The following is a 10,831-nucleotide window of genomic DNA, read 5'->3' as shown; positions in this document are numbered from 1 at the left end:
GGCGTTGTCTCCCGACAATGCTGATAGGCGCGGGCCCTACCCTGGCGAGACTCAGCCAGGGCGGGTCGCGGGCTTATTCGATAGTGAGGCTAATACCGCTGTCGCGCAATCGACGCAGCTGATCCATGATCTGCTTGCGTTGGAAGTCGCTGGTCTGCGGGTCATCGTGGAGTTGCATTAGCTGATCGGCGAGCGCCTGGCCCTGTTCCAGGGTCTGGGCGTCGGGCTCGAGGTCGCCGCCATAGCGGGCCTGGTTAATACCACGCATCAGGTCGCCGCGCGCGCCGCCGCTGCGCTGGCTGTCGAGGGAATCGAGTACGGCACCGGCCTGTTCCAGTTGGGCATCGACGGTACGCTTGTGCTCGCTGGCGTATTGCTGCATCTCTGCCTGGCGTTGCTCCTGACTGAGTAGGCCACGTGCATCGGCACCGCTCGGTGCAGGATCCTCTGCGTCTGGCGCTGCCTCGCCCCCTTCCCCTGCCAAGGCCTGCTCAAGCGCATCGGCCAGTGACGGCGCCGAGCCTCCCAGCATGCCGTTCATGTCCGCTTCGATTTGACCGAGTCGGGCCTTCTCCTCGGTGGTCAGCTCGAAGCCATCGGCCTGCTTGTTGCGCAGCGTTTCGGCCTGATCCTTGAGCATCTCGAAGCGGGCCTTTTCGCGGTCGGTCATCTTGCCGCCGTTACCCATGGCACTGGTCAGCAAGCCTTGCGGCGCTTCGCTCGTCTCGCCAGTAATGGTGTTGTAGCGCACCACGCCGCCATCCTCGGTGGGCACCAGTTGCCAGCCACCGGCATTGGCGCGACGGTCTGCCGACGACAGCTGCATGCCAGTCCGCCGATCAGCCCCGCTTTCGCGCATCTGTGTGAGCTGGGTATCGTGCTGACGATTGGCCCGGTTCTCGCCTGAGGTGAATTCCTGTCCACCTAGGCGCTCCTGCGTCTGGAACTGCTGCTGATCGTTCTGTTTCTCCATGGACAGGGTGTGGTCAAGTTGGCGCAGCGCTTCCTGACGCTTTTGCTCGATCGCGCTCATGGCGGTCCACTGCACCGCCTTGCCGCCGCCGGCCATCGCGCCGGCGAGTAGTCCACCGATTGCCATCACATACCCCCTTGCGCTTGTGGTTGGGGCTGCTGCGGCTGCCGCTGTGCCTGCCCCATTCCCTTGGCTTCACGTAGCCCACGGATGAGTTCGCCGTAACGCTGGCGTTGCTCGGGTGGCATGGCCTCGGCAGTGGCCTGGCCGAACATGGCCATAGCCAGCATGAAGCCATCCTCGATGACCTCGGCGTTGCCTTGCGCCGGGACGATACCCATCTTGACCGCCATCTCGCCCACCGCCTGCGCCGCCACCATGGCGGACTGCACCATGACGCCTGGGGGCACTGTGCTGCCTTGGTCGGTCAACGCCTGCCAGAGGGAGAGCATCAATTCGGATACCACACGGCCAATGGCTTGTTCCGGCTGCTCGCGGCCCTGCTCAAGGATCTGTCGCACCTGGGGCAGCATGTCGCCGTAGAGCGTTTCGAGCATGGCGTTGACGAGTTGGTCGCGCTGTTGTGGCCCTTGCTGCGGGTCCATATCGACGCGGGGATCACCACCTGGTCCCTGTTGCTGTGGGGGTTGGCCGGGTTGGGCCTGGGGGGATGCTTGCGGGCCGGGGCCCATGCCTTGCTGAATGAGTCCTGCCATAGTCGCCTCCCGGCGAGTTAGGAGAAGAAGGATTCGGCGTAACTGGCGTAACCACCGAAGTCTACCGGGCCATGGCTGATAGATTGTGCCTGGCTAGGCGCAGAAGCCAAGGCATTGCCAATCACCGCTGCATCGGCGCCACCAGTTGGCGTGGCAACACCCGACGCCCCCTGGCCTGCCGTGGGGCTGCCGGTGAGCGCCGCATTGCGGGACATATTACTACCCAGCAGCCCACCAGCAACGGTACCGACCATACCGCCGTAAGGCCCGGCCATGGCGCCGAGTTGGCCACCGACACCTGCGCCTACTCTGCCCCCGGCATATCCAGCAACGGTACCCATGGCCTGCTTGCCAAGGCTGCCGCTGAAGCTGTCATCCAGGCTCGTGCTGAATGAGTCATTGATGGCCCCCAGGTTCTGGGACGCCTCGCGTGCCGATAGGGCCGTATTCGCCGCCATGCTAGCCATGGCGCCGGGTACGCCACCTACGGTACTGGCCACGAGCCCCATCCCTTTGCCCAGCAAGCCGGGGCGAGCATTGGCCTGTACGGTCTCCGGTACGCCAGCGCGCTCCATGGATGCCGTGTGCTGGTCCCGGGTCATGCTCGACGCCTGCGCGGCATTTCCCAGGGCGCCGCCATAGTTGGACGTGGCCGCACTGGCCGCGTTGCCGGCAAACCCTGAATAGCCGCCGAAGCTGGCCTCGGCCATGTCGGCGACTGACCCGCTGGTGACGCTTCCCATGCCCGCTACTGAACTGGCGGCATCCACCGCCGCGCTAGAAACTCCTGACGGATCCTGGCTACCGGTGCGCCCTGCCGTGCTCGCCCGGCTCGTGCCTCGGGCCGTACTCGTTGTGGTTGAACCGCCACCGCCATCCGTACTGGTATGGCCGCTACCGTAACCGCTCCCGGCCCCCACTGTGCCCAGTTCACTGCCCAGGTTGCTCGTGCTGCCGCTCGAGCTTCCGCCACCGCCACCGCCATCGGTACTACTATGCCCGCCGCCGTAACCCCCGCCGGGCCCCGACGTGCCTACCGAATCGCCCCAGCTCATAGGCTCAGCCCTCCCCGGTGATCATGCCGTGGGACAACAGCCCCTTGGTCATGGTCGCGTTGTGGCTGCCGTAGTTGCTGATCTCGCCGGGTTTCACCTGGCGGTCACGGCGCTGCCGATCGTACATCTCGCGCTGAAAGGCACGGTCGCCCTTGGCCTGCTCGTTCTGCAGGTAGGCCTGCCCCGCGCCTACGGCAATACCGCCCAGCATATTTGCCGCCTCAGGGTTCTCGCCGATCCAGTTGAATGCGTCGGTCGCGAATCCAGACACCGTGTCCCATCCGGTACTCAGCCAGTCCATAGGTCTCTCCTTGCGTTACAGGTTGGGGAACAGGCCGGTGTTCTTCAGGTAACCGGACAGGCTCTTGTAGAGGTTTTGCTGGAAGTTGATATCGGTATCCCGCATCGACGTGATTTGGCTGATCATCTTGCTCTTGTCGGTCTGGGAGATATCGGGATTGGCGTTGATGTTCGCGATGCCTTCCATGCCCTGCGCGACGATGTCCGTGACGTTGTTGGACATGACGCCCCAGGCATTGGCCATGGAGCTGGCTTGCAGCTTGTTGAGATCCTGCTGGGCGGCGGCGTCCTGCTGGGCGGCAGGCATGGCGGCATCGATCATCGCGCCCTGAGCAGCTCCTGCGCCCATTGAGCTATTAAGCAGCCCACGGCTGTTGGCGTACTGCTTGCCCTTGGTCTCGGCCCGCTTCATCAACGGCGAGTTGCTGGAGAGCATCGAATTGAGTTGGCTCTGAACGGTATCATTGGCCATGTGCGTCACCTCCCGGTGAGTTGCGAGGGGGTTTACCAGGCGATGGCGTTCACCGCGTCGATACTGGCGGCAGCATCGATCTCGGCCTTGTGCTGCCAGCTCTTGATGTACTGGGCGCTGACGTGTTGCTGAGCGGCATCGGCCAATGCCAGCATTTCATCAGCGGTCAGTTCGTAGGTGGTGTTGCTCTCGGCGCGAAACTGGAACGTGGCATGACTGTGCCGCTGAGCGGAAACGGCGAGCCCGGTAAGGTTCTCGCGATCACGCTGGCGAGTCTGCACCTGATCCCTGATGCCATGGAAGTCGTACTCGAAACCACCCTCGATAGCCTCGTCCCGTGCTTGTTCGATCAGTGCGACCTGGGCCACCTTGGCGGATGCAAGCAACTCGGCAGCGGTGGGCGGGTTCTTCCAGCTTACGTTAGCCATCAGGCTACCTCCTCGGCTTTCTTGCGCACTGTCCATCCGTCGAAGCCAGCCACGTCCGTGCCGCGCACGATCTCGTAGTCATCCACGCTAGCCATGCCGGTAGGAATGGCATGGCACGCTTGCGGGTCATAGCTTTCGCTATCCATCCACTCAGACTCGCGCCAATGGGCTTTGCGGTCGGGATATTGGCCTGCGATGACCTGCTGGCAGAGGGTAACCTTAAGCTCGCCATCTATCCGATCAACGTGCTTGATCGCCGTAATACCATTAACCGGGTCGGCTGATTGGAAAACTCCTGCTTCGGGGAAGGCGGATAGGTCGTATGTCTCGCTAACGCCCTCGTAATGCGCGGTAATTGTCTCGCCGGACACCGTGTAGTAATCGGGGCTTTGGCCGGTGGCCAGGAACTTGATTTTCATGGTGTGATTCTCCTGTTATTTCCAGAGGCCAGTTGCGAAAAGATCAATATCATAGGTCCCGTTGAAACTATTATTCATTGTTCTTACAACGTCCACTCCTGTTAAGGAGAGGCTTCTGTAATTGAATGACCAGTTAGATTCCAGCAAACTAGCATCTGCGGCTCCTGTTAACATTATCCTCGGGGGCTTAGAGAATACGGCAGCGAATATAACTGAGTACCGAAGGTAATTAACCCCATTACCAGCAACAGCAGTTCTGCTCGTTACCTGCATCGTACCATCCGCCCACCTCACCCAATCACCATCGGAATTACTATCGCTCTCTACTATGGGAGCACCGCCAACCTGGGGCATGGCCGCGAAGTTGGCATCCGCACCACCCGTTAGTTTCGCGCGCTCACCAATAGCCGTTTCGTTATCCGCGCCCTTCTGCTGATTCAACAACACCTGCGCCGCCCAGGCATCGAGATTGCGCGTATCGGTGGTCTGGTAGGCAGTGATATCGAACTGGTTGGGATCGCCAAAGGCCGCGGCTTTCTGGGCATAGTGATACGCCGAGTACAGCCCGGGGGATACTTCGACATCCTCGGCTTCATTGGCCCATTGCTGCGCCATGTCCCGCGCATCACCAGAGGCGGTAGCGGCATTGCCTGCCGTGGTAGCGTGCCCGCCTGCGGAGGTGGCGCTTTCCGAGGCAGCGGCGGCTGCGTCAATAGCATCCTGACGCGCCTGGTTGTAATCGGCGCTACGGATCAGCATCGAGCCCCAGTAGGTGCCACCCTCGGTATCGTTGGGGCCGGTACCGGTCACCGGCGCGATGCAGACATAGGACTGGCCATCATCCTCGACGCAGTCGTATTCGACATAGGCAACAAGCGGATCGTACTGGCCACGCCAGTTGAAGCGCACGCGCCCCAGGTTGATAGTCGGCATTACAGGGTTACCTCCAGTTCACCGGCGGCATTGACCGAGAAGTTGCTGGCATCCGAGTACCCGGCGAAGTGCGCGATCAGGTTCGGGCCATCGAGTTCGAAGTTGAGGAAATCCATGGTGGTGGTGTCGTTGATGCGCTGGCTGACCGACTCGGCACTGCTTGCCGCATCGCTGGCAGTCTGGGCATCGGTGGCCACCTGCTGCGCGGTGAGCGTGACGTTGCTCTCGACGCCCTGAATGTTGCTTTCGCTCTGGGCGGCTGCCTGAGCGAAACCGTGGGCATCGCTGGCGTACTGGCCGGCTGCGGCTTCGGCGTCGGTCGCGCTCTGCTCGAGCAGCTCCACGCGAGACTCGGCGGCAGCGACGAGAAGCTGCGAGCCATGGGCAGCACTCGCCGAGCCCTGCGCAGCCAGGGCGTAGGTCTTGGCCGACTGGTAGGCGGTGCCATCCACCGGGCCGGGGTCTTGAGACGCCCAGGCAATCGCCAGGTCACGCGCCGCGACGGCTTCGATACGTGCGCGGCGCACCGTGTCGGCATCGATAGCCAGGTACCACTTACTGGTGTTCGTTAGGTCGGGCTCGGTACCGGAGGTGTGGCGAGCGATCGACACGTACAGGTTGGTGGTGATCGGATCGCGCACCACGTCGTTGAGGAAGTAATCGGTGTTCGGCTGCCAGTCCTGGCGATAGTAGAAGCCCGATACCAGCGCCAGGTTGCCCTCGCCATCGAAGCCCAGCACACGGTTGCGGCGTTGCAGGGCCGAGGCCGTGAACTCCTGGCTGGGCATCCCTTCCTCGTAGGGAAATTTGAGCGCGCGCGTGGTGTCCTGGAAGGTAGAATCGAGGCCACTGGCGATAGCGTCGAACTTCTCGTCTACCGCCTCGCCATCGGCCACCGTGCCGGGCTGAAACCGCTTCCCCGGGTCCGAGTTGTCGAAATAAGGATTACCCACGGCGCTGCCTCCTCAGGTCATAGTGAATGTCGTAGCCCAGGATTTCGTGCGAGGTGCCGCTCGAACTGGAGTGGATGGCGAAGTTGATGCTGGTATCAGTGCCGGTTATATCCATCGACTCCTGACCCAGCACCGGGACAGACCACACGAATTCATTCCAGCGGCTGGTTCCCCACAGGCCGCCACCGAGCATGTAGTCGATGAACTCGCGCCGGGGTCGGGCCGTCTCGTTGCGGCCATAGCCGAAGTCGGGCTGGATGGCGATCTGGGCATCGGTGCCGCTGCGCACGTCCCAGAAGGCGCGGCGGAAGCGCTTTCGTACGCTGGGTGACTTGAGGTCTGTAAACGCCAGGGTGAGAAACGCCTCGATCGGCTCGCCGTTGAAGGTGTTGCCGTCGTCCAGCCGGTAGACATAGCCGTTGCTGTCACCGAACAGGATCCGCTCCTCGCCGGTAGAGAGCTCACCGGTGTGGGCGACTTCCACCTGGTGGGGAAACTTCACCACGCCGATGCCGTTGCCGCTCATGTAGAGCCCGGTACCGTTGTCGAACCAGACCCGATACTGCGCCTTGCTCTTGGATACGGCGCTGGCCTTCACGCGGCTGGACAGGCCATCGCCCACGAACAGCGGCTCGACCGTACGGCTGGGCTGTAGTGGCGTGAAGTCACCATAGCGCTGCGTGGCCTCGAGGGTAGTGATACCTCGCTCGTTGACGAAGTACGGCATCATCAGCGATTGGCACGAATAGGTGCGCGCCCCGGTGTTGGGCACCGTGACATCCAGCACCGAATCACTGGCACTAGTGAAGCGCAGCGTCTGAACGCTATCGCGACACAGCACATGCAGCACCCCGCCTACGCCGCGCAACAGGCCGGTCAGGCGTTGTCCGACACCGATTTCGCCAGCGCCGCCGGTCGATGCGTCCCAGTTGGAAGGCTCGCCAATGCCCGAGAACTGTAAGCTACCCGCCTGAAAGCCCAGGAACAGATGGTTCTTGTGCAGGGCGATCAGCTTCGCCCCGCTGGGTGCATTGGTCAGCGTGGTGAAGGTGCCGGAGGCCGTCAGCTCGAACGGCTTGCCCCCACCCACGCCGTACAAGGCACGCCCGGCCTCGGTGGCGTAGGCGTTGCCCTCATCGAACTCATGGCGGCCGTTATGCACTGCGCCGATGGATACCCAGGCATCCGTCCCGGTATCGAGCCGGTAGAGTGTGGCCGCATTGGCCCCCACATCCTTGCGCACGGCATAGGTGTCGTCGGCAAACGTGACCACGCCCAGCACAGGCCCTTCGCCGGGAACCACCGGCCCCTGCTGCGTGTAGCCATCGATGCGCCGATAACCGCCGGTCACCGGGCACTCGTAGTTGATGCACGACAGCGCCGCACCCGGGGCCATTTCGCCCGGGGGCGTGACCAGGTCGAGACCGCCACCCAGGCGGATATATGCCGAGCGACTCATGCCAGCGGCCCCGCAAACGACACGCTAGGCAGCTGCGTGCGCTCCACCTCGGTCATCAGGCGGTTGGCGTTGCTCATGCCCTGCTGCACCACTTCGCCCGCGTTCTCGTAGAGCCCGTACTGAATCATTGCCCGGTAGACGATGAGCATGTGGTACTCGAGGGGCAGGCGCGGTACGTCGCTGCCCGTGACGAGTTCCTGCGGTGAGCGGTAATACTCGAAGCTCAGCCGCTCGCCCTCGCCCGGTGTGCCGTCGAAGTGCAGCACCCCGCCCAACCGCATCACATCGCCAGGCGTCACGGTGATATGGCGTGGCTGGGCCGGTGCGGCATTGCGAAAGCGACGACGAAATTCGCTGTACGGCAGTAGCGTTAGCTCGCGATCGTCGAGGTAGATCGTGTCAGGGATGAACGAGGCGAAGTCGTCGGGCAGCGCGTAGTCGCGGTAACCACTCTCCAACTCGATCAACCCTTCCGCCCAGGCAAACCGCCAGTCGGGGCGCGTGGCCTGAATCTCGGTCCACGCTTGCTGAATCCAGCCGATCAGGCGCTGGGCCTCGCCATGCTGGCCGGTGACTGCGGCAGGCCCGGTACCGGCTGCGCCCACCTCCTGACGCAGCCGCTGGCAGAGTTGCAGGAAGGTCATGGCTTACGCCTCGCCAAGGTCCTGGTACGGATAGGCCATGACATGCGACTTCTTCATGGTCTTCGGGTCGTAGACGTCCTGCACGGCATTGCGCAACACCTCAACGACACTGACAGGCACTACGACTTCCTTCCCACGCTCGATGATGTAGCTGCGACCGTTCACGAACACCTGGACCGGCTGCTTGTCCTGATCGTGGGTGGCGACGATGATCTTGCGCTTGGCGGGTTTCGTCTGCTGGGCCGAGCCTTTGGGTTGCTCGTTTGCGGGCTTGGTCGCGCTACCAGTCGGGTTCGGCGTGCCCAGCGCTTCATCGATGCGCGATCGCAGCGTGTCGTCGCCGATATTGCTCTGAAACTTGACGCCTAAGTCGTTGGCTGTCGCCTCGAGCTGTTCGCGGGTCATTTCGGCAGTGTTGATTGGAGTGGAATCGCTCACGGGATACCTCACGGCATGTCATGAAAAGGAAAGCCCGCCGGGTGGCGGGCTTCGGTTACCTCAGGTATCAGGCCAGTTCGCTGGCCGCAACCTCCATCCGTGCGCCCCAACCCTCGTTGAGGATCTTGGCGACGAAGTACGTCTTCCAGCCAACGTAGCCACGCTGGCCCAGCGGATCATCCTTGGAGATGGTGCTGGGGTTGATGACAGAGGGCTTCACGGCATTGGCGCCCTTGAGCGGGATCAAGCCGTAGAACTCCTTGCCGATGTAGACCACCGGATACACGTCGGCGCTGGTACCCGTGGTGGAGACCATGCCGTTCTCGACACCGCCTGCGTCTTCCCACTTGTCGAGCACGGGCGAGAGAACGTATCGCACGTCTTCGACCTTGCCGATCTCGTAGGGCAGCGCCTTCATGGAGCCGTACTTCTCGGTCGGGGTGAAGCCTTCCATGTCGCGGATATCGGCCTCAAGGTCGGTATGCGCGAAAGCAATGAACGCTGCATCCACCGGCTCGGTGGAGTAGTTCGGGCTGCCACCTACCATGCTGGTGACTTTCTTCGCCCGGTTGCCCTTCAGCCCACGAGTAACCGCGCGCTGCTTGGCCAGGCTGATCGGCGTATTCACGGCCGCGCGAGACTCGCCGTTGGCATAGAACACGTTGGTGCCCGCCTTCAACGCGCCCCATGTTTGAAGCTCGATGGTCTCGGCTGCCTGCTCGCCGCACAGCGTCGAGGCGTCGGACAGCACCGGATCCTCAGCCAGGTCGGCCACGTAGTCGGTGATCTCGACCACGGCGCCCCACTGCTTGATCTGGACAGTCACGTCCTCGTACTGCATTTGCTGCGCATTCGGCGTAACGCCCTCGGTCAGCGAGGCGGTCACCACCGGGAACGGCACCGGACGGCGGAACTTCACCGTGTCGGACTTGTTCTTCGGCAGCGGCTTGGACTGACCGAACTTCGAGAGCACCAGGATGGGCTCGGCGTGGGTCAGCATTTCGGAGGCGGCCCAGGCGGCGGTGCGCTGGGAGATATCGCCATATGCGGTAGTAGGCATTGCTCAGTACCTCACGGTCTTAGCGTTTCTGGGTTGCGTAGTGGTTGAAGGCCCCTTCGAAATCGTCGGGGGCCCCACTCGGACGCGGTGCGCCACGGCGGGAAACCGTTTGCGCTTGCGCCAGGCGGTTGTTGCGCTGTTCGCGCGTATCGTTGCGGCTTTCGCCGGCGGTGGCGTGCAGTCCCTTGTAGATATCGAGTAGCGCGGACGCATCGTCGGCGTTCTCGGACTCCACTTGCTTCTGCATCCATTCCGGCTGTTGCTCCAGCCACTGCTGAAACGCGGGCGCACTGACCACCTCACGCCAGTCCTTGTGCCGGGCTTCAAGCGCGGCAAATTGACCTGCGAGGTGCTGTTCGTGGGCCTGCTGCTGTATGGGCTGAATCACGCCATTCACTTCTTCAAGGCGTGAGTTGATGCGCTCTTCCATCCGGCTCATCTGTTCGAAGCGGGAATCGAGCGCGTTTGCAATGTCAGGGAAGTCCTGGCGGAAGCTCTCCCAGTCGTCAACGCCATGCTCGTCAGCGATGGCCTGCTTCTGGTCCTTCACGTCCTGCGACTCGCCCGTCTTCTTGCTCGGTGTCGGCTGCGGGGCAGCCTGCCGGTTCTGTAGCTCGGCAATGATGCGGTCACGTTCCTGAATCTGTCGGCTCAGGGCACCTACACGGCCACGCTGACTGCGCTCACTGTGCTCGAGCTGCTTCAGGCGCGATTCGAGATCGCTGTCACTGGCCTGGGATTCCTCCCCCTGGACAACCTCGTCGGTCTCGTCCTGGGGTGGTGCGTCCTGGGTCTGGGTGGCTTCAGCCTCGCGCTCTTCGCGGTGATACTCGTCGCGATCGCCTCGCTCCTTAGTGGAGTATTCGGCGAAGGCGTCATCGAAGCTGGTTTCGTCAGTGGTTTGCGAGTCCAGCGGCTGCTGATCAGCGGCTTTATCTGCCATGGGGCGGCTCTCCCGAGCGGCTAGTGGTCATGAAAAGG

Annotated in this window: 14 protein-coding genes; all 14 read right to left on the bottom strand. The window is 62.6% G+C overall.

Translation table 11 applies throughout. From position 1 onward, the window contains the following. Positions 1–73: 73 nt before the first annotated feature. On the bottom strand, positions 74–1,099 hold the full coding sequence (locus JH15_RS12105; protein ID WP_043530486.1) for a hypothetical protein: 1,026 nt from the start codon (positions 1,097–1,099) through the stop codon (positions 74–76). Further along, on the bottom strand, positions 1,099–1,689 hold the full coding sequence (locus tag JH15_RS12100; protein WP_043530485.1) for a hypothetical protein: 591 nt from the start codon (positions 1,687–1,689) through the stop codon (positions 1,099–1,101). Before JH15_RS12100 ends, JH15_RS12105 begins: the two co-directional genes overlap by 1 nt. Before the next feature lie 17 nt (positions 1,690–1,706). Next, a complete protein-coding gene (locus JH15_RS12095; RefSeq protein WP_043530483.1) occupies positions 1,707–2,744 on the bottom strand; it encodes a hypothetical protein in 1,038 nt (345 codons plus the stop codon). Between the two features lie 4 nt (positions 2,745–2,748). Then, a complete protein-coding gene (locus JH15_RS12090) occupies positions 2,749–3,045 on the bottom strand; it encodes a hypothetical protein (protein WP_043530481.1) in 297 nt (98 codons plus the stop codon). Between the two features lie 15 nt (positions 3,046–3,060). Then, positions 3,061–3,516 carry a hypothetical protein gene (locus JH15_RS12085; RefSeq protein WP_043530480.1) on the bottom strand — a complete coding sequence of 152 codons (456 nt, stop codon included), beginning with the start codon at positions 3,514–3,516 and terminating at the stop codon, positions 3,061–3,063. Between the two features lie 32 nt (positions 3,517–3,548). Further along, complete coding sequence (locus tag JH15_RS12080; protein WP_043530478.1) at positions 3,549–3,944, bottom strand: DUF4376 domain-containing protein; 396 nt, start codon at positions 3,942–3,944, stop codon at positions 3,549–3,551. Continuing rightward, on the bottom strand, positions 3,944–4,363 hold the full coding sequence (locus JH15_RS18110; protein WP_043530476.1) for a hypothetical protein: 420 nt from the start codon (positions 4,361–4,363) through the stop codon (positions 3,944–3,946). The genes JH15_RS12080 and JH15_RS18110 overlap by 1 nt, the downstream gene beginning before the upstream one ends. Positions 4,364–4,378: 15 nt before the next feature. After that, positions 4,379–5,296, bottom strand: a complete 918-nt coding sequence (locus tag JH15_RS12070) for a hypothetical protein (protein ID WP_043530474.1) — start codon at positions 5,294–5,296, stop codon at positions 4,379–4,381. Beyond that, a complete protein-coding gene (locus tag JH15_RS12065; RefSeq protein WP_043530473.1) occupies positions 5,296–6,249 on the bottom strand; it encodes a hypothetical protein in 954 nt (317 codons plus the stop codon). Before JH15_RS12065 ends, JH15_RS12070 begins: the two co-directional genes overlap by 1 nt. Beyond that, on the bottom strand, positions 6,242–7,708 hold the full coding sequence (locus JH15_RS12060) for a hypothetical protein (RefSeq protein ID WP_043530472.1): 1,467 nt from the start codon (positions 7,706–7,708) through the stop codon (positions 6,242–6,244). The genes JH15_RS12065 and JH15_RS12060 overlap by 8 nt, the downstream gene beginning before the upstream one ends. Further along, on the bottom strand, positions 7,705–8,352 hold the full coding sequence (locus tag JH15_RS12055) for a phage adaptor protein (protein ID WP_043530471.1): 648 nt from the start codon (positions 8,350–8,352) through the stop codon (positions 7,705–7,707). The genes JH15_RS12060 and JH15_RS12055 overlap by 4 nt, the downstream gene beginning before the upstream one ends. 3 nt (positions 8,353–8,355) lie before the next feature. After that, entirely contained in the window at positions 8,356–8,790 is a 435-nt protein-coding gene (locus JH15_RS12050) for a hypothetical protein (RefSeq protein ID WP_043530470.1), read from the bottom strand. Between the two features lie 67 nt (positions 8,791–8,857). Further along, a complete protein-coding gene (locus JH15_RS12045) occupies positions 8,858–9,850 on the bottom strand; it encodes a N4-gp56 family major capsid protein (RefSeq protein ID WP_043530469.1) in 993 nt (330 codons plus the stop codon). 19 nt (positions 9,851–9,869) lie between these two features. After that, positions 9,870–10,793 (bottom strand): hypothetical protein, encoded by a 924-nt coding sequence (locus tag JH15_RS12040; protein ID WP_043530467.1) that lies wholly within the window; start codon positions 10,791–10,793, stop codon positions 9,870–9,872. Positions 10,794–10,831 lie beyond the last annotated feature (38 nt).

It is taken from the genome of Litchfieldella xinjiangensis, from assembly GCF_000759345.1.
Classification (GTDB): Bacteria; Pseudomonadota; Gammaproteobacteria; order Pseudomonadales; family Halomonadaceae; genus Litchfieldella_A; species Litchfieldella_A xinjiangensis.
This window is presented reverse-complemented; position numbering and strand designations above follow the sequence as displayed.